The organism is Rheinheimera pacifica, assembly GCF_900108485.1.
In the GTDB taxonomy this organism is placed as follows: Bacteria; Pseudomonadota; Gammaproteobacteria; order Enterobacterales; family Alteromonadaceae; genus Alishewanella; species Alishewanella pacifica.
The window spans coordinates 80,530-105,400 of sequence record NZ_FNXF01000003.1 but is presented as its reverse complement, the minus strand read 5'-3'; the positions used below and the strand labels follow the sequence as shown (position 1 = coordinate 105,400).

General features: G+C 47.8%; 20 protein-coding genes and 1 tRNA gene. 6 read left to right on the top strand and 15 right to left on the bottom strand.

The genetic code is table 11. The features are described 5' to 3' along the window. Nucleotide 1: 1 nt before the first annotated feature. From BLW68_RS04975 to BLW68_RS04965, 3 genes are read right to left on the bottom strand one after another with little or no spacing between them, the layout of a single operon-like run. Nucleotides 2-967 carry a glycosyltransferase family 2 protein gene (locus BLW68_RS04975; protein WP_092791459.1) on the bottom strand — a complete coding sequence of 322 codons (966 nt, stop codon included), beginning with the start codon at nucleotides 965-967 and terminating at the stop codon, nucleotides 2-4. 13 nt (nucleotides 968-980) lie between these two features. Then, a complete protein-coding gene (locus tag BLW68_RS04970) occupies nucleotides 981-1,886 on the bottom strand; it encodes a polysaccharide pyruvyl transferase family protein (protein ID WP_092790906.1) in 906 nt (301 codons plus the stop codon). A 15-nt stretch (nucleotides 1,887-1,901) separates the two neighbouring features. Next, entirely contained in the window at nucleotides 1,902-3,335 is a 1,434-nt protein-coding gene (locus BLW68_RS04965) for a lipopolysaccharide biosynthesis protein (RefSeq protein WP_092791457.1), read from the bottom strand. A 161-nt stretch (nucleotides 3,336-3,496) separates the two neighbouring features. On the opposite strand from BLW68_RS04965, the gene BLW68_RS04960 reads away from it, so the two are divergent. Then, a complete protein-coding gene (locus tag BLW68_RS04960) occupies nucleotides 3,497-4,213 on the top strand; it encodes a tetratricopeptide repeat protein (RefSeq protein ID WP_092790904.1) in 717 nt (238 codons plus the stop codon). A 32-nt stretch (nucleotides 4,214-4,245) separates the two neighbouring features. Here BLW68_RS04960 and BLW68_RS04955 read toward each other — a convergent pair whose 3' ends face one another. The 11 genes from BLW68_RS04955 to BLW68_RS04910 all read right to left on the bottom strand — a co-directional run bounded on the left by BLW68_RS04955 (nucleotide 4,246) and on the right by BLW68_RS04910 (nucleotide 18,366). After that, nucleotides 4,246-5,595 carry a putative O-glycosylation ligase, exosortase A system-associated gene (locus BLW68_RS04955; RefSeq protein ID WP_092790901.1) on the bottom strand — a complete coding sequence of 450 codons (1,350 nt, stop codon included), beginning with the start codon at nucleotides 5,593-5,595 and terminating at the stop codon, nucleotides 4,246-4,248. 79 nt (nucleotides 5,596-5,674) lie between these two features. Beyond that, a complete protein-coding gene (locus BLW68_RS20920) occupies nucleotides 5,675-7,033 on the bottom strand; it encodes a phenylacetate--CoA ligase family protein (protein ID WP_143039923.1) in 1,359 nt (452 codons plus the stop codon). Beyond that, complete coding sequence (locus BLW68_RS20915) at nucleotides 7,030-8,073, bottom strand: glycosyltransferase family 4 protein (protein ID WP_245728268.1); 1,044 nt, start codon at nucleotides 8,071-8,073, stop codon at nucleotides 7,030-7,032. Before BLW68_RS20915 ends, BLW68_RS20920 begins: the two co-directional genes overlap by 4 nt. Nucleotides 8,074-8,131: 58 nt before the next feature. Further along, a complete protein-coding gene (locus tag BLW68_RS04945) occupies nucleotides 8,132-9,337 on the bottom strand; it encodes a TIGR04063 family PEP-CTERM/XrtA system glycosyltransferase (protein ID WP_092790899.1) in 1,206 nt (401 codons plus the stop codon). Next, entirely contained in the window at nucleotides 9,334-11,229 is a 1,896-nt protein-coding gene (locus tag BLW68_RS04940; RefSeq protein WP_092790897.1) for an XrtA/PEP-CTERM system amidotransferase, read from the bottom strand. Before BLW68_RS04940 ends, BLW68_RS04945 begins: the two co-directional genes overlap by 4 nt. Before the next feature lie 2 nt (nucleotides 11,230-11,231). Next, nucleotides 11,232-12,389, bottom strand: a complete 1,158-nt coding sequence (locus tag BLW68_RS04935) for a TIGR03088 family PEP-CTERM/XrtA system glycosyltransferase (protein ID WP_177172158.1) — start codon at nucleotides 12,387-12,389, stop codon at nucleotides 11,232-11,234. Continuing rightward, nucleotides 12,382-13,845, bottom strand: a complete 1,464-nt coding sequence (xrtA, locus tag BLW68_RS04930; RefSeq protein WP_092790893.1) for an exosortase A — start codon at nucleotides 13,843-13,845, stop codon at nucleotides 12,382-12,384. Before xrtA ends, BLW68_RS04935 begins: the two co-directional genes overlap by 8 nt. Beyond that, nucleotides 13,842-15,062, bottom strand: coding sequence for a TIGR03087 family PEP-CTERM/XrtA system glycosyltransferase (locus tag BLW68_RS04925; RefSeq protein WP_092790891.1), 1,221 nt, complete (start codon nucleotides 15,060-15,062; stop codon nucleotides 13,842-13,844). Before BLW68_RS04925 ends, xrtA begins: the two co-directional genes overlap by 4 nt. Next, the gene (locus tag BLW68_RS04920; protein WP_092790889.1) at nucleotides 15,059-16,087 is read right to left on the bottom strand and encodes a FemAB family XrtA/PEP-CTERM system-associated protein; all 1,029 of its coding nucleotides are present in this window, start codon (nucleotides 16,085-16,087) and stop codon (nucleotides 15,059-15,061) included. Before BLW68_RS04920 ends, BLW68_RS04925 begins: the two co-directional genes overlap by 4 nt. Nucleotides 16,088-16,102: 15 nt before the next feature. Continuing rightward, entirely contained in the window at nucleotides 16,103-16,951 is an 849-nt protein-coding gene (locus BLW68_RS04915) for an XrtA system polysaccharide deacetylase (RefSeq protein WP_092790887.1), read from the bottom strand. Between the two features lie 5 nt (nucleotides 16,952-16,956). Next, the gene (locus BLW68_RS04910; protein ID WP_092790885.1) at nucleotides 16,957-18,366 is read right to left on the bottom strand and encodes a TIGR03013 family XrtA/PEP-CTERM system glycosyltransferase; all 1,410 of its coding nucleotides are present in this window, start codon (nucleotides 18,364-18,366) and stop codon (nucleotides 16,957-16,959) included. 185 nt (nucleotides 18,367-18,551) lie between these two features. Here BLW68_RS04910 and BLW68_RS04905 point away from each other — a divergent pair, with 185 nt between their 5' ends. From BLW68_RS04905 to BLW68_RS04890, 4 genes are read left to right on the top strand one after another with little or no spacing between them, the layout of a single operon-like run. Further along, complete coding sequence (locus tag BLW68_RS04905; protein ID WP_092790884.1) at nucleotides 18,552-19,187, top strand: XrtA/PEP-CTERM system exopolysaccharide export protein; 636 nt, start codon at nucleotides 18,552-18,554, stop codon at nucleotides 19,185-19,187. Nucleotides 19,188-19,226: 39 nt separating this feature from the next. Next, nucleotides 19,227-20,822, top strand: a complete 1,596-nt coding sequence (locus tag BLW68_RS04900; RefSeq protein ID WP_092790882.1) for an XrtA system polysaccharide chain length determinant — start codon at nucleotides 19,227-19,229, stop codon at nucleotides 20,820-20,822. Continuing rightward, a complete protein-coding gene (locus BLW68_RS04895) occupies nucleotides 20,819-21,769 on the top strand; it encodes an XrtA-associated tyrosine autokinase (protein ID WP_092790879.1) in 951 nt (316 codons plus the stop codon). The genes BLW68_RS04900 and BLW68_RS04895 overlap by 4 nt, the downstream gene beginning before the upstream one ends. Further along, nucleotides 21,756-23,384, top strand: coding sequence for a TIGR03016 family PEP-CTERM system-associated outer membrane protein (locus BLW68_RS04890; RefSeq protein ID WP_092790876.1), 1,629 nt, complete (start codon nucleotides 21,756-21,758; stop codon nucleotides 23,382-23,384). The genes BLW68_RS04895 and BLW68_RS04890 overlap by 14 nt, the downstream gene beginning before the upstream one ends. Nucleotides 23,385-23,415: 31 nt before the next feature. Here the strand turns inward: BLW68_RS04890 and BLW68_RS04885 are convergent, their stop codons facing one another. Further along, nucleotides 23,416-24,417, bottom strand: coding sequence for an ExeA family protein (locus tag BLW68_RS04885; protein ID WP_092790872.1), 1,002 nt, complete (start codon nucleotides 24,415-24,417; stop codon nucleotides 23,416-23,418). Nucleotides 24,418-24,765: 348 nt separating this feature from the next. Here BLW68_RS04885 and BLW68_RS04880 point away from each other — a divergent pair. Continuing rightward, a tRNA-Ala gene (locus tag BLW68_RS04880) sits at nucleotides 24,766-24,841 on the top strand. Nucleotides 24,842-24,871: the final 30 nt, after the last annotated feature.

Here is a 24,871-nt window from a genome sequence, read left to right as displayed (position 1 = left end):
CTTAACTACTTGCCGGTATTTTTTTACGTAAAAACAGTTTATACAACAGCGGTACTGCACATATAGCACTAAGTAATACCGCTTTACCCAGCCGGTAACGATAGCGAATACAACCTTTAAACGATACCAGCGCTTTATCTCTGTGGCCTTGTATCATCGCATTATAGCCATAAGTAAAATGCCGGCCGCCCAGATAGTTGTTAACAACCGCCTGAGATTCTCGTGCGCCGGAAGGGCAGGTAAGGCCATAGCGTGCCACGGCAGATTCAAGCACCAGCAGGCTGAAGTTTTTCGCATGTACTTTTTTTGTCGTGCTATGTGGGTTATCACGGTACACCGCATAGGTTTGCGACAGTTTTGCCATTTGATATCGTTGCGATATCCGCAGCCAGAAATCATGATCTTCGCCAATACGGTAATCCGTATTAAACATGCCAATGGTGTCTATTATTTCCCGCCGCATTACGGCAGTTATGGTATGAATAACCGAGTCTTTCAGCAGCTTCAGATATAACCAGCCACTGTAATAGGCATCTTCAGCTGCATCAGTCTGACCGGCATCAGCCAGTTGAGCAGAGATCTGCTCCAGCGACGTTTCACCATGCCAGATGGCCCAGCCGCAATAGCATAAGCCGATCTCCGGGTGTTGTTGTAAATAGGTGATCTGTGCGGTTAATTTACCGGGTAACCATAAATCGTCACTGTCATTAAAGGCGATAAACTGCCCGCTGGCGATGCGCATACCGGCATTCCGGGCTGCTGCAGGCCCCTGGTTAGCCTGTTGCAGCACAATAATTTTGTCACCAAACTGGCGCAAAATATCAATGCTGTTATCGGTTGAGCCGTCATCTACTACTATGACTTCGATGTTGGCGTAATCCTGCGTCAGTACGCTGTCAATCGCTGCTGTAATATGGGCGGCGCTGTTATAGCACGGGATAATGACACTGACTAAAGGGCTTGTCATTTCAGATACCATTTCAAATACCAAAGTCCTGCTTAAACTGGTGTACCTTTTCCTGCAAGCGTGCCGTGTTGTTATTAAATACGGTATTACTGCTCAGGTGCGGCGCGGTGATATTGGCAATATCTGCCAATCTTGCCGCAACCAGATCGATATGGTGTGCAGGAGATTGCCGTGGTGGTGGTGCTCCCCAGTCTGAGCGCCATAACGGCGTATTTTGCAAGCTGCGCTTAAGCATATTTTTCAGCCGCACGGTTTTCTCTGCCGACTGATCGCCTCGCCATACCGGCGGAATAGCTGAAAACTCTGCAGTTAGCTGTACCGACTGCAGCCAGTCTTGCCATTTGTATTCTGATATATGCGGATAGGCTTTTACCGGGATCCATGGTACGCGAAACGAGTCGGCAAGTATGGCGCCATGCATAGCTTCTGTTAGCAGTAGCTCTGATTGCCTGATGCCGTCAAAAACCTGCAGAAAAGGTTTTCTCGGGTCGAGAAAGTGGATACCGGCCTGCTGACATACTCTGGCCCAGTCGCCCAGCCGCGCACTTTCACAATGCGGCATAAAACTGACTTTATATTGTTTGTTTACGGCAGGGGTATACAACTGTGCAGATAACGATGCCGGATCAGTAATCGCCAGCTCTGCTGGTAACCCCAGCGCCTGAGCTGTTAACGGGCCGCGTACACAGTAGAACTTCCAGTTTGCATTGATGGCAGGTAACTGGCCATAACCGTGGCCGGAGCCAAATACAGTTACCGCCGGTGCCGCTGGAATGCGATGATTTAACAGCGTGCCTACACCGACAAACAGCTCGGCTGCATCAGCACGGAAGAAATCCGGGAACAACTGCTGCCATAACCAGGGGTTCAGATCGTCGCCGAAATTACCTTCTTTATCTTTAAAATAATAGAGCTGCAAAATACTATCCTTGTATCAGAGCCTGAATTTCAGGGCCTCGTTAAAACGTTCTTTAAAACACAAGCGCAGCGCAAGCGCATAAAACACTGCACCGGCCACTATCATGATCATCAGCCTTGGCAGCATAGCCATGTCGGCCAATACCAGTTGCTGCATGCCATACAGTAACCCCAACATAGCGCAGGATAACAGCAATGGCGGCATAACTGCCCCGATAATTGCCATGCTGCTGATACCCGCGCGCGAAGCGCATAAGTATACCGCAAACAGGAAAAACAGGGGGGTGGTAATAAGCCAGGATGCTGCCACCGCGGTAATTCCATAGCCCGAAGCAAAATAAATGGCAATGACCGTCAGCAACAGCGAAAAACTGACATGGATAAGGCCGGTAGAGGGAAAGCCCAGCGCCTTCATCAGCGGTGTAAACAGGTTTGAAATAATGCGCAGCGGTATGGTCAGCAGTATCAGCTGCAACGGCAACACGGCATGGCTCCAGTGCTGGCCCAGCACCAGTTGCACCAGCTCATCGGCAGTAGCGGCAAAACCATAAAATAACGGGAAGCAAAATAGGGTAATAATGCGCAGCATATAACAGAATACCTGCTGATACTTTTGCTTGTCGTGCCCGATAGCGGCGTACATAGGGTAAGCAACTTCATTAATCAGCGGCATGGCTTTTGTCATTGGCATTAATGCCAGATGCATTGCCACGGCGTAATAGCCAAGCTGGCTGGCTTCAATAAATCTGGCCGCAATCAGAATGTCGGCTTTCATAAATAGCGTAAACAGTATGCCGGTAGCCATCAATGTCAGGCCAAATTTTAATGCCGGCAACATGCCACCAAACTGAAACAGTGGCAGGTAAAACCGGCGCAGCGTCAGGTTATAGCCAATAGCGCGGATAAACACCACCACAATATTTGACAGTATCAGTGACCAGAAACCAAAGCCATAAAAGGCTAACAGCAATGCCAGCGCGCTGCCGCTGAGGGTGGCGGCAAAATCGATTTTAGAGCGGCTTTTAAAATTCATTTCTCTGGCAAGCAGGTTGGATGACACCGTGATCCATGGCATTACCAGAAACACCGCTGCCGAAACGTACAGCACATATTCCAGAGCCGGTTGCTGGTAGAAAGCGGCTACAGCGCCAGCAAAACTGAGCTGCAATATGGCAAGGCCGCCGTTTAGCAGCATAAGTAAGCTGAGAATTTTTCTGATGTAAGGCTCGTCCAGCTGCTTTTGCCGCACCAGAACGTCACCCAGCCCGGCACTGGCAAATTGCAGTGCCAGCATCAGCACCATTTCAGCAATGGCCACTATGCCATAATCAGCCGGAGTGAGCAGGCGGATAACAAAAAGAGACGAAAGCCAGGTAAACACCTGTGACAGCAGTCGCAAACTCAATGTCCATCTGAAAGCCGTGCGGGCCCGGCTGGATATGCTATCCATGCAATCCTCTTGAATTTTTGCCATAACCTTTACGGCAATGCGCCATTCTAACGTCTGGCGCGGCAAAGTTAAAGCCGGATGATCAGTAATGCTAAATTGGCCGGATTTTGCTATGGTTAATGCGTTTTTGCTTTTAATAATATTTATCAGGGATGGTAGTGATGAAAAAATCAGTTTTTATTTATACCGCAGCGCTAATATTACCGACATCTGTGTTCGGTTTTGATTTTACGCCTACCCAGGCTGAGTTCAGTACCTGGGATCAACGTTGCAAACTGGCATATTCTGCAACCGGCTCAGCGCGTAAATCCGGTTTGTACCCTAACCAGAGTAAAGCCGACAGTAGTAAGGCGCTGGCCTTTGCCGAATCAGCTGGCGGAGCCTGGCACTATTGTGCTGGGGTGGTCTATCTTAAACGTGCCGAGTCAAGCTCGGGTAATCTGCGTGAAGCAAATTTAAAGCGGGCACTAAGTGAAATTCAGTTTACTGCACGCAATATCAATAAAGATCACAGCTGGTACCCGGAAATTTATATTGATATGGCCAAGGTGCATTTTGAAATGGGCGACAAACAGGCCGGTTTTGAGACGCTGCGGGGCTTATTAAAAACCCATAAAAATAACTCACTGTCTTACACGGCTTTAGCTTATTACCTGAAAAGAAACGGCGATGCCAAAGCTGCACTAAAAGTGTTGAAACAGGCACCTGAGAATTTGCAGGCTGAATCAGCAGAGTTAAATTACTTTTTGGGCTGGTACTCACTTGATGCCGGGCAGACAGATGACGCCGTACATTACGCAACCAGAGCTTATCAGCTTGGCTACCCGGTGCCGGGGTTGAGAAATAAACTGCAGGCACAAGGCAGGATAATACCTTAAAGCCACTCTGCGCTTTATTAAGCGCAGAGTTTCTAGTAGGTTAGCTTTGGCCGATAGGGTGTGGTTTCTGCTGTTGTATCGTTTTTGGCTGGCCGTTGCTGCGGCTGATAAAGTTTATATATCGATATTACCGAGACAATGCCAGCCAGGGCATAAAATAAGTCAAAATACGCCAGGCTAACGTTAGCGCCGGTGACACAAAAACCTATCAGAGACAATGATATTGCTGCGCTGAGTTTTTCGCACCAGAGCTGTTGATGTTTTTTGGCTTTTAACCGGTTACCTCTGTTTACCCATAACATACTGGTTAAAATCATCAGAAAGATGCTTAAGCCAACATAGCCGTGATCACCCAATACCTGAAAATAGATATTATGTGCGGCTTTAGGGGCTGAACCTTCAGGTATTTCTGGTGTTTCAATCGGGCCAAAAAATGGCGTGAAAGGCGCGTAGCTATGCCACACCAGGTGGTCTGTTGCCCCCATAAATCCGGCACCTGTAATAGGGTGGTCGCGCGCTATCATAACTGCAATTTTCCAGGCCCATAACCTGCCGATAAAAGAGGCGTCATCGGTGGATGCAGTTTCAATGGTGCTTTGTCTTTCGCGCCAATGTTCCGGCGTAGACTGATAAGCGGTGGGCAATATAATAAGGGCTAACAGGGCCCAAAGTAGTTTACGTTTAGACTTCCACCAAAATGCTAAAGCCAGTATTGTCAGACCAATAAAACCGCCACGTGAACCTGTGCCGACAATAGCCAGAATGTTCATTAGCAGCAGGCCCCACAAGCCCAGTTTTAAGTAATAATGCCGGGTGGCGTAGATCAGATAAACGATCAGTGGAATACACATATTAACGGCAACGGCAAAATCGTTACGATCGCGGATAGCACCGGCCCGGCCTGTAACCATATGGCCACCACCTGACAGAATAAATTTAACCGACTCCATGGCGGCATAGGAGGAAATGGCCAGCACAATTGCCCATATTAAGGTGTCTATATGTAGTTTTTTATTAATAATCAGAGATATAAAGAAGTAAAAAATTAATACCTTAATAAACTGCTGCCAGTAGTCAGTTGCGTACGTTGAGATACTGTGCAAGCTGGTAAACGAGGTAATTAATGTCCAGATGGCGAATAACAAAATCCAGAAACTTATTGAATTGAAAGCAAAAGTCTTTCTTTTTTGCACCACAATATAGGATATAACCGTGACCAGTACTATGGTCAGGTTAAGCCGGAAACTGCTGGAAAAACCAAACGCCCAGTTCGCCGGGGCCATCAGCGAGATCCATGCCCAGGATGCAATCCCTAAAAATGGCCGTTTAAAGCAGAAATAAATCGCGACAAATAAAAACAGAACCAGTAATAAATCGCGCATCAGCTTTTATCCTGCCTGTCAGCCCAATATAACAGGTAGCACACCGCGACTATGGCCGTTAACAGGTAAAAACTATCGATCATACCGCTGTTACCTTGCTAATAACGTAGCGATACTTGCCTGATTTTTCTGGTTTTATTTCATCGCACTGTTGCACATCAATTTCCACGTTTTGTCCCAGCCTGGCTTGGAGGCCACTGCAGATTTGCTGGCGTATGTCAGCAGGTAATTCGCCCTGTTGCCATACCACCTGCACAGCAGTCAGGCTGAGTGACTCCTGCACAATTTTAAATGCTGTTATACCACTAATGTCGCGCAGAATATAAATCAGTGCCAGGCCGTGCATCATAGTGCCGTCAGCGGCCATAACAAAATCGGTGCTGCGCCCCTCAATAGATTCCAGCAGCGGCAAACTGCGGCCACAGCTGCAGCTGTTTGTCGCGATGGTGCCGACATCGCCGGTACGGTAGCGCACAAAAGGAAATTCCGAGGTGGCCAGGTGGGTAACCACAATTTCTCCGGCCTGCCCGGCAGGCAGCACCTGGCCCTGAGCATCCACTATTTCTACAATAATGTCTTCGTAGGATAAATGCATGCCGCCGTGCGGGCATTGATGGGCAATAAAACCGGCATCGCGGCCACCATAGCCGTTAGCTACCGGCGCACCAAATACCGAGCTTATCAGCTCACGCTGATAAGGGTAGAGCCGCTCAGAGGTAACAAATACTACTTTAATGCCCAGATTGTTCATGGCAATACCATGACGCTGTGCCGTTTGGGCCAGCAAGTGGTAAACCGACGGATAGCCGAACAACATGCGCGGTTTAACATCGCGTATTTGCTGTAAAAAGCTCAGTAGTTTATCTTCAGTTAAATCAAAGGCTGGCACCAGTTCCGAGCGAAACAGCCGGTCGCGCCAGATGCGGGCTTTATCCTGAGCATTAAGCTCAATAGGAGAGCCCCAGGCAACAATTTCTTTGTCGCCAATATCCACATTCCACCAGCGCGTTGCCCGCCATTTGGCAGCAACATCGTGCGATACCCGTTCGTTGCCGAGTAAAAAAATCAACGGTTGGCCGCTGGAACCGCCGGTGTTAAAGCGCTTCAGCTCGCCGGCATTATCGGCTTTTAGTGTAGTAAAATGCTCGCTGATCAGCGCTTTAGTTAAAAATGGTAGTTTGCTTAAGTCAGCCGCAGTTTGAATATCATCAGGCGTAAGGTTGTGTTGTTGCATCAGGCTGCGGTAGTAGGGCACCTGCTGGTAAAGCTGAGTAATAAAGCGCTGCAGGTTGTGGTTTTGCAACTGTTGCAATTTCTCCAGTGGCAACCACTGGCTTTGCTCTAACTGGCGGCGGCGGCGTACGCTGTCATGCTTTTTAAAATATTCCTGCAGCGGGAAAATTATGGCTGAAATAAAACGGGTATAAAGCGCTGTCATGCCGTGTGCTCCATGGCGCGTATTGCCGTGTTGTAATGTCCGGCTAATTGCCGGCCAACAATAGGCCAGTGAAAACGGCTGCTGTTCAGCAGGCCATTTTGCACTAAATGCTGGCGCAACGCAGGCGACGTCAGCAGCTGTTGTGCATAAGTAAACATAGCCTGATAATCGCCCGGCTCTGTCAGCAGAGCGTCGGTTTTATCTGTGACTAAACGTGGAATGCCGCCAACGTTGGTGCTTATTACCGGCACTCCGCAGGCCATGGCTTCAATAACCGAGTTAGGGGAGTTATCAACCAGGCTGCTGTTTAGCATAATATCAGCACTGCGGTACAGCTCTGCCATTTGCGTGGTGTCAAGCCGGCCGGCAAAGCTTACTGCCTGTGTCAGCCCTGCGTGCTGCACTTGTTGCTGCAACTGGGCTAACAACGGGCCGGTACCGGCAATGGTTAACCTTGCCTGTGGATACTGCTGATATATCAGCTCAAAGGCTTTTAGGGCGGTAGCCACATCGTAAATGGCTTCCAGATTACGGGTAACAATAAAATGCGGGGCGGTAACCGTCTCAGCTTTGGGTGCGGAAGCTGGATAAAACAGCGTATGATCCAGAATATTTGGCACTATCGCTGATGGCTGAGCATAGCTGGCAAACACCTGCTGTAAAAAAGCAGAAGGTACCAGCACGGCACTGGCGCGGCGCAGCGAGAAATGCACTTTGCGCCAACTGGCAGCGAAAAAGGTTTCGGCGTGTCCGCCGCGGTAATTAACAATAACCGGTTTACGGCGCAGGTAACTTATCCAGATAGCAGGCGCGGCAAATAAATGCCAGGACCAACCAGAGTTAGCCATTATATGAACTACTTCTGCTCTGCCTACAGCCTGATACAGATTAATAATATAAGGTATCAGCCTGAACAGCGCACGCAGCCCCACAATGCGGCCAGCAAATGCCGGACGATAAGGCGGGTTTACCGCTACCAGTTCAACGGTTGCGCCATCTTGTTGCAACAGTGCTTTGAGTTGCCGCGTTTGGTTTGCCATGCCACCAGCAGGTGGCGGGACAGGGCCCACCAGACAGATATGTAAGTTGTTTACGCTATCAGACACGAGCCAGCCTCGTATAAATATCTGCATAACGGCCCACAGACACCGCCCAGTTGCGTTCTGTCTGGATATAATGCAGCGCATTATCAATAATGCTGTCGTTGGTACTGAAATTTTTTAATGCTCTGACAGCTTGCTCGGCCAGATCATCAACATTGTCGCGCTGAAATAACCAGCCGGTTTTGGCATGCTCAATCAGCTCCAGATGGCCGCCAACATCAGATGCCAGCAGCATCATACCTTGCGCCATGGCTTCCAGAGGTTTTAGTGGCGTGACCAGTTCGGTTAAGCGCATGGCTTTACGCGGATACACCAGTAAATCGACCAGGCTGTAATATTGCATTACATCGCTGTGTGGCACCCGGCCGGGCATGATCACAGCATCATTAAGCTGAAGCTCGCTAACCAGCTGCTGCAACGCCTCTTGTTGTGGCCCGCCACCAACAAGTAACAGCATGGCATCCGGCACTTTTTGTCTGATCAATGGCAGGGCCCTGATCAGCAGATCCAAACCTTCATAGGCGTAAAATGAACCAAGAAAGCCCAGTACCGGCTTGTTTTTCAGCTTAAACTGCAACTCAAGCGCGGCGTTTTTTTCACGAATAAGCTGAAACTGCTCGGGGTCAACGGCATTGGGGATCACAGTTATTTTTTCTGCGCTGATCCCACGGCTGACAAGATCTTGCCTTAACCCTTCGCAAATAGTGGTAACGGCATCCGCTTTTTTAGCCACATGGGTTTCCAGTGATTGCGTCATGTTGTAGCGCAGATCACCCTCAGTGCAGGTACCATGGTCAACTGCGGCATCTTCCCAGAACGCCCGTATTTCATAAACCACCGGCAGTTTGGCTTTTTTGGCTGCCCATAAAGCGGCCAGACCGTTTAGTGCCGGTGAGTGCGCATGCAGTACGTCAGGTTTTTCCAGGCTGATAATGTGTAATATGCGTTTTTTCAGTGCCAGTACCACGGCCAGCTCTTTTAACACCGGTAAGCGCCAAAACCAGCTGCTATAAGGCAAAGTACGGTAAAAGCTGAAGCCTTCGGCTTGTTCTGTACCTTGCTCTTCGGTTGGATGCTTCGGGCTGGTAACATGGCATGTCTGGTAGCCGAGTTTACGTTGCTGCTGCAAAATAGCACGTGAGCGAAAAGTGTAACCACTGTGTAATGGCAAAGAATGATCGAAAATATGCAGGATCTTCATTTGCTGTTGCGCTCCAGGAAGGCGGCAAACATCAGCAGTGTCCATAGCGCTGCGCTGTTATCTTTCAGGGCGCGTTTGTGATCGTCAATCAGCTGCTTTAGCTCGGCAACATTAAAGTAGCCGCTGTTAATCATTACATCTGACAGCAGCTTATCCTGCAGTTTTTGCTGCAACGGGCCGCGGAACCATTCAGCCAGTGGCACGGCAAAGCCCATTTTTTTCCGATACAGCACATCAGCCGGCAAATGCGGCTCCAGTGCTTTTTTCAGCGAGTATTTACCCACACCGTTTCGCAAATTCGCGCCCGATTCTGCGGTAAAGGCCCACTCAACAAATTTGTGATCCAAAAATGGCACCCGCACTTCAAGCGAGTGTGCCATGGAAGCGCGGTCTACTTTGGTCAGAATATCGCCTACCAGATAGGTTTTCATATCCAGATACTGGGCTATTTTCATCGGGTCCAGATGTTGTACTTTGCTACCATAACGGCGAAATACCTCCAGCGAGCTATAGCCGTTAAGGCGCTGCTTAAACGCTGTTGAAAACAGCCTGTCGCGCTGATCCTGACGCAAAATGGCAATAGAATTGTGGTAACCGGCAACGGTGTCCATCGCCAACGACTGAAACGTAGTTTTAGCGCGTAAAAAGCGTGGAGCCCAATCCAGTTTGGGGTAAATTTTACCCAGCAAGCCAAAAACCGGTTTTCTTATTGCCAGTGGCAACCAGTTACGAAAACGTTCTTCATTCAGGTGCAGTTTATAACGGCGGTAGCCGGCAAATAACTCGTCAGCGCCATCACCGCTTAAGGCGACCGTAACATGCTGGCGCGCCATCTGGCATACGCGGTAAGTGGGTATTGCTGAGCTGTCGGCGTAGGGCTCGTCGTACAAGTCTGCTAGTTGGTCCAGCAGCTCAAAATCGTTCTGGCTAACAATATTTTCGTGGTGGTTGGTGTTATAACGCGTGGCCACCTGACGGGCAAACTCGGTTTCATTAAACTGTGGGCTGTCAAAACCAATAGAGCAGGTGTTAACCGGCTCACTTTGCAGGCCGGCCATCATGGCGACAACGGCGCTTGAATCGACTCCGCCGGATAAAAAGGCGCCCAGCGGCACTTCTGCTACCAGCCGAATATCCACTGCTTCACGAAATCTTGTGATCAGCTCTGCACTCAGTTCCTGCTCTGTTACGGCATGTTGCCACTGCGTGGGTACATCCCAGTACTGCTTGGGTTCACTGAGCTGGGCCTGGCCGTGCTGCAATAATAAAGTATGGCCAGGCGCTAGTTTATAGCTGTGCTGGTAAATAGTGTAAGGTTCCGGAATATAACCAAAGCTGAAATAATCTTCGATAGTGCTGTCGCGCAGCGTGGTAACAAAATCCGGATGGTTGCGCAGCACTTTAAGTTCAGAGCCAAAAATAAACTGGCCGTCATCAAGCAGCGAGTAAAACAGCGGTTTAATGCCAAGACGGTCACGGGCCAGAAACAGGCAATGCCGGCTACTATCCCAGATAGCAAAAGCAAACATACCACGCAGGTGATGCACACAGTCTTCGCCCCATTCGAGCCAGGCATTCAGAATGGTTTCGGTATCGCCGTTGGTATTAAACTGATAGCCCTTGCCAAGTAGCTCCTGGCGCAGCTCACGGTAATTGTAGATTTCACCGTTAAACACTATACAGGCCTGTGCATTGGCGCTTTGCATGGGCTGCGGGCTGCCGGCAATATCTATAATCGATAACCGGCGGTGTGCCAGGCCAACCGTAGGCTGAAAAAAGTAATCTCCGGCGTCTGGCCCGCGGTGCCATTGGCTGTCATTCATTTTCGCCAGAACTAGCGGTTCAGGCGTAGCCTGGGTTTTCAGCTGATAAATTCCTGCTATACCACACATGGTTAAGTCTGCATCCTTGTCATTTCATAAAGCTTTTGATATCGCTGCACCATCGTATCTATACTAAAGTGCTGATGGCAATGGTTTTTTACCAATTCAGCGTCATAAGTCAGCGCGTCGCGCTGTTGCAGGTAGCGCAGCATGGCATTGGCCAGTTGCTGCGGGTTATCTGAGGCTACCAGATTAGTATCAAGCAGTGCTGCCGGCAGTAAATCCGGGTTGCCCCCCACGGCAGTGGCAATAACCGGTGTACCGGCAGCCATGGCTTCGAGCAAAGTGTTAGAAATCCCTTCTGCCAGTGAGGGCAGCACAAATACATCAAAGCGCTGCATTAACTGCGCAATATCCTGCCGGTTACCGGTAAATACTACCTGAGAGCCTAGCTGCAGGGTATCGCGCAGTTGCTCAAGTTCTTGCCGGCAGGGGCCGTCACCGACAATTATCAGCGCACTTTCTGTGCCGTACTGCGGATGTTGCTGCAATAGCAAGCTATAAGCACGCAGCAACAATGCCTGATTTTTCACGCTGGCCAGACGGCCCACTGTGGCAAATACAATGGGGGTAAGCGACGTAGTGCCAGGTGGTAGCGTCAGCTCTGCTGGCAGGGCATTGGCATACTTGGCTATTTCTACACCGTTACAAATGCGTTCAACCCGGTTTTTATCCAGTTTAATAATATCAGTCAGATACTGCTCAGCTTCAGATGACAAGCAAATAAAGCGCTGAACAAAGCTCTTGAATACGCGGCGTATCAAGCGGTTCTTTTTGTTACAGCCGCCGATATCATGGCTGTCCCAGCCGTGTTCACCATGCAAACGCAGTGGCACTTTACGCCACCAGCCGATAACTTGCAGTTCCAGCGTTGCCAGATTACGGCTATGCAGTATGTCAGGCTGCAGGTTTTGCAGCAGCGTATTTAGCCGGCCAAAAGTGCCCCAGTCATGTCCTTCAGCTTTGTTCAGACAGTGCAGGCTGACATTGTTGGTTTTGATACGCGTTGCAAACTGCGGATCGTGACCGGTTAGCGTAATAATGCTATGGCGAAATTTGTCCTGCGGTAAATGGTTTATCAGGTTAACCAGGCCATTTTCCAGGCCGCCGGTGCTAAAGTGCCAGATAAGATGAGCAATATGCACCGGTTGTTGCTGGCGCTCAGTCATATTGGCCTCCGGCAACGGCCTGCTCCGTAGTAGTTTGGGTTTGTGACAATAAGGCTGCGGCTTGCTGCAACACTGCCAGGTTTTGCTCTGAGGCTTTACCATTAACTGATACAGCAAAAATATAAGCACTGGACTGATCATCAGCCAGGTAACTTAATGCCTGGCGTACTTTCACTTCCAGTTCAGGTACTACCCGTTGTTCGTCAATCTGATACCAGTACAGCACAGTGCGTTGTTCATTCGTCAGGCTTCTTAACTGTAATATGGCACTGTCTGCACCGATAATACGTCGTTGTACCTGCCAGCGTTGTTTATCAAACAGGTTGTTCTGCCAGTTAATCAGCTCGCCATTTTGTTGTTTATTACCGTAGCGGGCGACGAAATATTCGGTACCTGCAGTATCCTGAGCATGGCTCTGGGCCAGACTGTTTATAAAATTGATACCCCAGTTACTTTTTTCTACCGGCTGACTGGCAAAAGGCATGGCAAGGTTGTGTATCGCTGCGGGCTCTGCCATCACGTTTAACGACAACCGGTAACTCAGGGTTAGCGCAATAATTGCAGTGGCCAGAATCAACATTGATGGCTTGGTTTGTAAACTAAAATGCTGTTTGCTGCGCCGTTCAAGCTGCTGGGTAGGATCTGAAAATTTTGCCCCCAGCCAGAAACCGGCTATTAATACCAGGCCGAAAAACAGCCAGCCATACAGATAATGATCAGCGCCAAAGCCAAAGCGCATATCGGTTTTTTCACCGATATAAACCAACATAAAAGCGCGTACACCATTGGCCAGTACAGATAACAAGGCCATAAACACGACAAAACTGACCTGTTTCCAGATTTTGTTGTAGTGCAGGTAGGCAAATAGCGCTGAAATAGCCAGTGATGCGATCAGAAAACGTAAGCCTGAGCAGGCTTCTGCCACTTCAAATAAACCTACCGGAGTGGCGAGGTAAAGGCCTTCACGATAAACCGGAATGCTGACAGCCTGCAACATCACCACGGTGAGATCGGCGGTAATATTCTGTAAAAACGGCGATAACTCTTCGCCAAAAGGTACCAGAAATATCAGATATGCGATGGCAAACCAATGCAAACGGCTGTTGGTATTACCAAAAGCAAGCCATAACAGCGCCTGTAGCGACATTACGGCGGCAATATGCATCAGCAGGGCGATATCAGCCGCGTAGCCAAACAGCCAGATTAATTGTAGCAATATTAAACCAAGAGCCGGTAGCCATAACCAGTAACCGGCGGCGGAAGGCGTAATAAGCGGCGTTTTGGCGCGATAAAAAAAATACAGACAGATGGGCAGGATCAGGTAGCAATGATTATAAGTTGCAGAGCTGCGCCACACCCGCTCCATATCCAGCCAGGTTGAGCCGTAAAGCACGATATAAGCCAGGCCGATCACAACAAGCAGCAAAACGTTAGCCTGGCGGTTAAGGGCTGTCATGCCGGCAACTCCGGATGGATAAAGCTGTTTAACCGTACTAACGTTTGTTGCCAGGTAAAATGCTGTAAAATCCACTGCCGGTTAGCAGAGGGCGCTGAAGTGCGATCCAGTTGCCGTTTGCAAGCCCGGATAAAGTTATCTACCCCATCGGCAATTACCGCATCTTCGCTAGCGGGGGCATTAATGCCTTCCATCGCCATGGCACTGCAGACTACGGCCTTGTTCATTGCCATTGCTTCAAGCACTTTATTCTGTATACCGCGCGCTATTAGCATAGGCGCTACCGCAAAGCGGGCGTGGCTGATATAAGGGCGTACATCATTTACCCGGCCGGTAACAATTACACCCGCTTGCTGGCTAAGTGCCCGCACTTCAGTGCTGGGTTTACCACCGACTATCATAAAGTGTAACTGCGGGTATAACTGTTTTAGCCGTGGCCAGATGTTTTGACAAAACCAGCAGACTGCATCTACATTGGCCCAGTAATCCATGGCGCCGGTAAATACGATATATTGCTCAGGCAATGTATGTTCTGTGCTGCAGTCTGGAATATCGGGTGAGAAATAGTCAGTATCAACGCCATTTAATACACTGTGTACTTTGTGCTGCAACTCAGCAGGCAGCATGGCACGAAATGCGCTGGCTTCGTCGTCTGACACGAACAGGCTGCTGCTAAAGCGCTGACAAATCTGTTTTTCGTATTGCAGCAGTAACCTGGCCTCCCGCTGATAAAACCAGCGTTTAACACCGCGTGATTTTTCGGCGTATTGGCGCCATTTGTCTGAATCAATATCAACAAAATCGATCACTCTGATCAATTGCTGATAATCAGCTTTATCGACGTACTGAGCCATAGATGAGGAGTACACCAGTACCTTTTCAATCTTATGTGTACTAATTGTGGTTTTTACCCAGGCAGCCATAGCCAGGCTGAAATAGTAGGGCAGGGTAATGGCCTGATTATTAATAAAACCGCTCAAAGCGCACAGCTTTGCCTGCCACTTGGCTTGGTTTACACAGAATACGGTGGCGCACCACTGGCTGAGTGTATCTATATACTGCCGGTCAAAAGGATCATCGATAAAACAGCCCAGATGCACCGTGTAATGCTGGCTTAGCGCTTTCATTAAATTAAATGAGCGGATTTTATCGCCCTTATTGGGTGGATAGGGAATGCGGTGTACCAGCAACAGCAAATCCGGTTTAGCGGCTGTCATCCCAGATACCTCGACAGGGCAGGGCCAATCCACTGGCTTACTGACAGCGGTAGTTTTTGCCACAGCCGGATAAATAGCTGATATTTAGGATTATTAGGGCTCAGGTTCGGTAATTGCTGGGCGGTGATCAATTTATACTGGTAGTGTAGTTCTGTCGCTTCCATACCCCAATGTTTTTTATATTGATAAGCACCAGACTCCAGTTTGCTGCGGCCAAAGTCATAACGCTGACAGTTTTTATCCAGCCTGGCATGGCACATCAGCTGGTAGTACATATAGTCATTACTTTTTAGTGATTTAGCTTCACTGATGCCGCCACCATAATAAGGCAGCACTTCACCTTTATAATAAAAACTCAGCACTGAGGATACCGGTTGCTGATCTTTACGCACGGTCAGAATTTCTGTTTGCGCGGGAAATACCTGCATAATTTTTTGGAAAAAGGCTTTGCTGAACACCGGAGTACCCAGATTGCGCACGCTTTCTGAATAGGTTTGGTAAAAATCGTTTGGGTTGGTGTCCAGCGTATACTGCAAGGGTTCGTTCAACGCATGACGGATAACCGCACGTTGTTTTTTCTTTACATTAGCCAGGATCTGCTCAGCTGTTTCGGCCAGTTCACAGGCAAAGTAAGCATGCTGGCTGCGGGTGGTAAAGTCGTTGTCCTGCACGGTTTTATAACGCAGTTCAATATGTTTTACCTGCAGTGAGGTGGCAAGTTTTACCGCTTCCTGCTCCAAAAAACGCTTAACGGCTGGCTCGCCAACCGCACCGCCATAAACACAAAATGGCGTAGACACCAGCGCATCGCCAAACAGCATACTTTTAACGCGGGCCAGCGGCAGCACACCAACAATCTGGTTATTTTGAGTGGCATACAGGTAATAACAACGATGACCAGCATCGGCAATAATTTGTTGCCAGCCAGATAAATGAAAAAAGGTGGCTTCGTCACTGGCTGTTACAAAATTATCCCACGCCACTGCTTGCTCGTCCCTGAGCGACAATGTATTCAGTTGATACATCCGGTTCCCTTCTGTTTAAGCAAAATACGGTTGATATACTTCTTTGACGCTACGCCACTGATAGTCTTGCAGCAAGCGCACCAGTTTAGCTTCCATGCGGTTTAAGTTAGTGTAGTGTCTGAATTTGGATTTAAATGGTGCTTGCTCAAACCGTGGCTGATGCGGATCTATTTCCCACGGATGAAAATAAAACATATAAGGTGCATCACTTTGCTTCAGATAGCTGTCGATACACTTTTTGCTAAGCCAGTATGGTAACAGGCGAAAATAACCACCACCTGCTATGGGCCATTGCTTACCAACTTTATTTAATACAGGCATCGGGCATTCCCAAATGCCTTCGGCCCGTTTATAGGGTTGTTGCGGCCAATCCGGTGTGCCATATAAATCGTGCACAACAGGGTAAGTACTGGAGCTATAGAGGTATCCTGCCTGCTGGAGTACATCAAACGCCCATTCATTGGTTTTACCAATAGAAAAGCTTGGTGCACGGTAACCAACCACTTCGGCGCCGGTAATGTCTTCCAGAATGGCCTTAGCCCGGCTGACATCCTGCAAAAATTCAGCTGCTGTTTGCACAGAAGCTTTGGCATGAGCATAGCCATGGCTGGCAACTTCATGTCCGGCGGCGTGAATTTGTTTTACCAGTTGCGGATAGCGTTCTGCCACCCAGCCCAAAATAAAAAAGGTAGCTTTAGCCTGATGTTTATCAAACTGTTGCAGTAAAATTTCAGTGTTACGTGCTACACGTTGCGGAAAATCAGGCCACTGTGCCGGAGACACAGTGGCATCAAACGCTGCGACATGAAAATAATCTTCAACATCTACAGTAAGCGCATTACTTCTTAACCGTGCATACTGCATTGGTATTAACGTCCTTTGCCAAAAAGTACAATTTCTACGGTTCTGACAAGAATCATCAAATCCAGCATCAGGCTGCGATGTTTAATGTAATACAGGTCAAATTTGAGTTTTTCCTGTGCATCTTCAGCGGTAGAGCCATAAGGATATTTAAGCTGAGCCCAGCCTGTCAGGCCAGGTTTAACATTATGCCGCTGATTGTAATACGGGATGTCTTTAGCCAGTTGATTAACAAACTCTGGCCGCTCAGGTCTTGGCCCGACAAAACCCATATCACCGGATAACACATTCAATAACTGAGGCAGTTCATCTATACGGTATTTGCGGATGATCCGGCCTACACGTGTAACCCTGTCATCGTCTGCAGTTGCCCAGCGGGCACCGTTTTTCTCAGCATCAGGCCGCATACTGCGAAATTTAACAATATAAAATGGCTTGCCGTCATATCCCACTCTTATCTGGCGGTAAAATACTGACGCTCCGGTTTTGCGGCCGTCTTCCAAATAAATAAGCAGGGTGGTAATTAGCATAATAGGCCAGGTAACAGCCAGTAGCAGAATAGCTAATACGACATTAAGCTTGTAATCGAGATTGGTTTTAAAGCGCTGATTTAAATCCAGGCCGTTGGCATAGATAACCCAACTCGGGTAAATCAGGTTCACTGCAATCTGACCTGTTTCACGCTCGATAAAATCAAGGATCTCAATAACGTCAATGCCACGTGTTTTGCATTTAAATAAATGCTCGACAGGTAACATATTGCGTCGTTCGTCACAGGCAATAACTAACTGATCAATGTTGTGTTCAACCACATACTGATACAGGTCGTTTTTATAATCGAATTTTGCCAGCTTGTGCTCGGCGATACCGGCGTCTTTATCGCCCTCGATCGGCGTAAAGCCGACAATTTCAAAATTGCGCTTGTCAACATTACGTCGCATGCGGCGCTCTATAATGGAAGCACGCTCACCAGCACCTAATATTAATACCCGGCGTCTGCTGATGCGGGTAATATCGTTGTAGTGAAAGAAAGCGCGAAATGCCGATACACTGATCGCAGAAAACACAGAGGCCGCTGCCAGATACAGCGTACTGATATGCAATACGGAGAACAGCTGAAAAATAATCAGTTCAAGCAAAATTGCGTTAAACAGCAGAGTAATAACAACGCGCTTGATGATACCTTTTTGCCCCTCGCGCAGTTTCTGGTCATACAGACCCACTGACAAAGCGCACAGCATTACTGAAGCCGCAAATAGCGCAGCATTAATCAGGCGATGTTCAAAAGATACAGGAGACAGGTAATAACTGTAGGCATAGCTGGCAAGTAAACTGGATAACACTAGCAGTACTAATTCACCCAGTAGAAACAGCTTGTCTGCAATCGTATTTCGTCCGTAACGACTTGCTTTACTCATAACGACATCCTTGTTGCATCCATTGCATTTAGCTATCACCACCACCGAAAAGGTCGATGAGGCAAAACCAAGCGCACTAATTATACTATTTCTTCAGCAAAACAAAAATTAAATTTTCAATTTTTACATCACAACGGTAATTTTTTAAGTTATATTATCAGGGCGTCAGTAAAAGGATGAGTAATATGATGGCTACACCAGCGAAAGGATATTGCGGTTTAACGTTGATTTTAGGTCTGTTTTTAGCAGGTTGCAGCAGCAATCCCACGTTGCCCCCGGCAACGGTGCAAAACTCTTTGACTACCTCCGTTGATAATTACCAATATCTTATCGGCCCAAATGACACGGTTGGAATTTTTGTCTGGCGAAATCCGGAGCTGTCCGGCACTTTTATCGTCAGGCCAGATGGTAAAGTATCGACTTCTCTGGTTGAAGATGTTCCCGTCAGCGGTAAAACCCCCACTCAGGTTGCCCGTGATATGGAGGCAATTCTTAGTAAATACATCCGCGATCCGGTTGTGACTGTGTCGGTAACCAATTTTGTTGGTCCATACAGTGAACAGGTTAGGGTAATCGGCGCAGCTGCCAACCCTCAGGCTGTTAGTTATCGTCAGTATATGACGGTACTTGATCTGATGATTGCAGTTGGCGGTTTAACTGAATTTGCTAACGGTAACGGTGCCAAGCTGGTAAGAACGAAAGATGGCCAGCAAATAACATTTAATGTCAGGCTGGATGACCTTATCCGCGATGGCAAAATTGCTGCCAACGTAGATATGTTGCCTGGCGATGTAGTAATTATTCCGGAAGCATGGTTTTAAGCAGCGCGGATACGCTGGTTAAGGTTCAGGGAGTGACTGATGAAAGAACTGCAACAAGCGATTGAGCAGGTACGCACCTATATTCAGGGTGTGTGGCTGCGCAGACGCTATATCGTAATTACCGCCTGGCTGATTTGCCCGGTAGGGTGGGTATATGTGTACAACATGCCGCCCACTTTCGAAGCTAATGCTAAGTTATATGTAGAAACCAGTACTGTGCTGGAACCTCTGCTGCGAGGCCTTGCCTTGCGAACCAATTCTGAAGATGAAATTAAGCTGATGGCGCGTACCCTGCTAAGCAGGCCAAATCTGGAGAAAATTGCCAGAGCTACCGATCTTGATATTCAGGCCAAAGACGAAAAAGCTTTTGAAGACCTTATCAATACTCTGCAAAAGCAAATAAAAATATCGGCGTCCGGCCGGGAAAATATTTACGTTATTGCTTATAACAACCCGCAGCCACAAATGGCGCTTAAAGTCGTGCAAGAAACGCTGAACAACTTTGTTGAAGGCCGAATAGGTTCAAGCCGTGCAGATTCTCAAACCGCAGAACGTTTTTTAACTGATCAGATATCAGATTACGAACGCCGCCTGATCGAGGCTGAACTTCGGTTGTCAGACTTTAAAAAACACCGGATGAATATATTGCCGGGTAATCAAAGTGATTACTACAGTCAAATCAGTGACGAAAAGAAACGTCTGGAAGAAGCTAATCTGGCCCTTAGAGAGCTGGAAACCCGGCTGGCGTCATCTAAAAGCCAGTTGCTGGGTGAAGAGCCGGTATTTGGCGTTATGCCTTATTCCGGCAGTGCCAACAGGCCTGCCACCCAGTTTGATGAACGTATAAAAACTTTACAGTCACAACTGGATAATCTGCTGATCCGCTATACTGAGTTTCATCCCGACGTGTTGGAAACCAAGCGCTTACTTACGCAGCTGGAACAACAACGTGACACGGAACTTGAAGCTTTGGCGCAAATGTCGTCAGAAAATCCAGGCCAGAACAGTAACCTGAATCAGAATGCAGTTTATCAGGAGTTACGTATCAGTGTGTCACGGCTGGAGTCTGAAGTCGCTTCTACACGGGTGCGGGTGCAGGCTTATCAGGACCGGGTAACTACACTGGAAAGCAGGCTTAACCTGATCCCTGAAATTGAAGCTGAATTTACCGGTCTGAACCGCGACTATGATATTACCAAATCTAAGTATGAAGCTTTACTGGCCCGAAGAGAGTCAATGGAGCTGTCCCGCCGTGCAGATGCATCATCTCAGGATGTGCAGTTCAACGTGATAGAGCCGCCACGCGTACCTTTAACGCCGTCAGGGCCAAACCGGGGGCTATTTTACTCGCTGGTTCTGTTAGTGGGGCTTGGGGCCGGAATATTTATGGCGTTTGTGCGCAGCCTTATTTCGCCTGTATTAACAAGCGCTTTGCAATTACAGAGCATAAGTGATTATCCGGTGTTTGGTGTGGTATCTCATACAGATAAACACGCTATTCTAAAACAGGTGCGATTGCATTTTCTGTATTTTGCCATGCTAAGTGGTGGCTTATTGCTATGTTATGCCGCATTGTTAAGCAATGAAGTGCTGTTTGGCCGCTCTGCCGAGCTGTTGTTGAGGGTGATCCGGTGAGTATTATTGAAAAAGCCATAAGAAAACAGTCTGATGTATCTGATAAGCAAGCGGATACCACCTTGGAGCGTGCACAGCAGGTAGCAGCACCGGATATTGATGCAACCCTGTCGCATGAGGTTTCAGCGCCAAGACGAGAACCGGCATACCGCGCTATTACAGAGGGCAGCGTTGCTGCAGAAAATCAAACAGCAACAGAAGGTGTTCAGGGGCATAAGCCTTCGGTCACGCTGGACCTGAAAATACTGGAGCAGAAAAACTTTGTTTCGTTGTCCAGTGAGCGTCGTCTGATCAATGAAGAATACCGCGTTATTAAGCGCAAACTTATCAGCAACGCGTTTGGTGCACTGAGCAGCACGTTAAAGCATCCCAATCTGATCCTGGTTAGCAGCTCAAGGCCAGGTGAAGGGAAAACCTTTTCAGCGATCAATTTGGCTCTGAGTATTGCACTGGAACAGGATAAGACAGTATTGCTGGTAGACAGTGATGTACTGCGCCCCAGTGTATCAAAAACGCTGAATATTCATCATGATATAGGTCTGACAGATTATTTACTGTCAAGCGAGATTAAGGTATCGGATATTATTCTGAGCACCAATGTCGACAGGCTGAAGATTATTACCGCTGGCCGGCCACATCACTTATCCACCGAATTACTTGCCAGTGAACGTATGTTGATGCTGGTTAATGAGTTTGCCTCGCGTTACTCAGACCGTATTGTTATTTTTGATGCGCCCCCTTTGCTGGGCGTTAATGAAACTGCCGTAATGGCCTCTATGTGTGGTCAGGCGGTTGTAGTGGTAGAAGAGAATCATTCTAAGCTGGCAGAAATAGAACAGGCAGTGGCATTATTACCCAAAGACATTGCGATTGGATTTTTGATTAACAAGGCACACCGTAATCAGGGTAAAGGTTACGGCTACGGTTATTATTATGGCGCGGGCTAAAACCGTACTGTACCACCCAGCCAAATTAACACCGCTGGTTACTGCTATTGCTGCATTGCTGACACCAGCACAGGTGCTATCGGCAAAAACAGACATTAAACCTGAAATAGAAACCCGTACCTATGGTTACTGGATCAGAGACGAGCAGGCTGGTGGTGGTCTGGACAAAGGGATGGCTGCTTTACTGAAACCTTCGGTTGCTATTAACCTTACCGGTAAGAACGCTTCTTCAGCACTGTTTTTACAAAATGAATCAGTATGGTATGACGACGCGCAACGCTCACATAAAAGCCTGGATAAATATAGCTGGCGCAATATGTTCAATGCTTACGATGATCGTGTCAGCCTGGGTTTAAGTGCGGATTCCGGCTACCGGATCCGAGACTCACGCAACGGTGTGTTCTCCGATATTATTACCGGCACTGAAAACCTGTCTAAAACCAGCAATTATGGTGCTAATTTAAATTTACGCACGTTGCAAACGGCTGACGTGAATGCTCAGCTTGGCCTGGCTTACAATAAGCTAAGTTCCAGACAGCCTGAATTGCAGGATGATATAGGTAGTTTTGACAATGATACGTTAAGCAGCTTTCTCGCGCTTGGCAGTGCACAACGCCAATCACCATTGTTTTGGCAGTTATCGGCAAACTACAATAAAACCGGGCGTCAGGGCAGCAGAGGAGACTTTGTCAGTAAACGGGCCAGTGCTACAGCTGGTTTACCATTGCAGCCGAGTTTGTCGATGATAGTGCGTGGCAGCTATGATGATAACGACAATACCTCGGGTTATGCCAATGAGTTTAAGTCATATGGTGTGGGCCTTGAGTATCAGTTTGGCCTGGCATCACGAATTAATGTTACGCAAAACTGGGCAACACGCTCTGTCGGCGAGCAACAGCAAGATATTGACGAGAATTATCTTGCTGCTGAAGTTTTTCTGGCACCGACGCGACGAACGTCTTTGTCTTATAGTCTTGACCGGCGTTACTTTGGCCGTAGCTCGAATTTGCAGGGGCAATACAATCTCAGATTTTTGTCGCTAAGGTTGTCTGTTCGCGAAGATGTGCAGACATTATCTTCTTTTGACCAGATTATTGAAGATCTTGGTATTTTTGTCTGTCCAGACGGTGCCGCTCAGTTTACAGACTGTTTTCGGCCGCCGACAAATAACTATCAGTTAGGCACCGGAGAATCGTTTCGGCAGCTATTTAATGCAGAGCTTGAGCTTAGCGAGGAGTTGATTAAGCGACGAACTGCGGCAATGACAATAGGCTACAATAAAAACCGCCTGGCGTTGAGTGTAATGCTCAGCCGCAGTGAAGATGAGTATGTTGAAACCGAGCGACAAAATAATCGTAACGCTTTTTCTGTTCAGTCATCCTGGAAGTTATCAAAACACTCCAGCTTGCTACTGAATAGCAATTATTACGATATTAACTATCTGACCGATGAGCGCGAAGACAAAAATTTATCGGTAGAAATGGGCATTAAGCGCCAGTTAAATGAACATTCTGACATCAAAGCCATGCTAAAGCGTATCAGCCGCAATTCATCAGTAGACAGCTTTGATCTTACCGAAAACAGAGTCTGGTTAAGTTACACGATACGCCTGTAGTTGCAGGCGTATCGCTGTTGTTATACGTGGTTTATGATTCTTTATTATCTCTGCTGTTGAGTAATTGCTGCTGTCGTTTAAGCAACACATCAAGTTCTTTTGCCATGCGGATTTTTTGCTCCAGCGCACTGTCAAGCACCGCCGATAATTCACTTAGCATGCTCTGAGTTGATGCTGTCTGGGGCTGCTGCACTTGCATAACAGGGGCCGATGGTTGCTGGTTGGCAATTTCCTGTGACAACTCTTCCAGCACGGTCTTGACATGTTCTGCGGTAATAACCGGGCACTCTTCTAAATAACCAAACAGCAGTATTCTGTCCATTACGGTATTAATTTTTCGTGGTATGCCGCGGCTATGCTGCTGAATAAGGGCGAAACAGGCATCTTGCAATATGCCGGCGTTGCCGCCAGCTTGCAGCAAACGGTATTGGATATAGGCTTTGGTATCTTCAATCTGAAATGCGGATAAGTTGGATGATGCAATAATCCGCTGGCGAAACTGTTCCATATTGTCGGCCTGAATAATCGCATTTAATTCATTTTGGCCCAGCAGGAAACTTTGTAACAGGGGTTTACCATTGAGCTGAAAATTAGACAGCATACGTAGCTCTTCAATAGAAGCCAGTGGTAAGTTTTGTGCTTCGTCTACCAGCAGCAGTGCTCTGCGATGCTGGGAATGCAGGCGTTTAAGATAGCTGTAAATGGCATCAAGATAGCTGGCTTTCGTATGCTCGGTTACCACCAGATTAAAACAGGACGCAATCATCCGAATAAGATCGTCAGGTTCCAGTTTTGACGTGACAATCTGTTTGGCAATAATTTCATCCTGATTCAACTGACTTAACAGTTGGTTGGCAATAGTGGTTTTTCCGGTGCCGACATCGCCGGTGATGACAATAAAACCCTCGCCCTGACTTAGGCCATACTGTAAATAGGCGAGGGCGCGTTTATGCAGTTTGCTGGCATAAAATAAATTCAGGCTTGGTGTGAGCTGGAATGGCCGTTCCTTTAACCCGTAGTACTTTTCGTACATAGTGAAAATCCTTTTTAGAGTAACGCAGGTCTTATATACCGCGCATACAGCTTATCTGATGTGCCTTAGTTTATACAAAAAACAGCCATAACACGATGCTGACAGGCAAATGCAGTAGCGTTTTTTCTGTTTAGCTGTTGCTGGCTTGAAGCGATATAGTTAAACCCTTCGCTAAGCTGTTATAAAGTCTGTAATTTCAACAGTTTTTGCCTGTAAATTCAGCATTGCGTTTAAAAAATGCCCGAACGATAAAAGCTGCTGAAAAAACTGTTGACACATTTTCAGTGGCACCCTAGAATGCGCCCCGTGTTCAGCGCTAACGCAGGTTAGCAAAAAACACAAAAGTGTGGGGCTATAGCTCAGCTGGGAGAGCGCTTGCATGGCATGCAAGAGGTCAGCGGTTCGATCCCGCTTAGCTCCACCAAGATTTATTCGTGCGTCCCCTTCGTCTAGA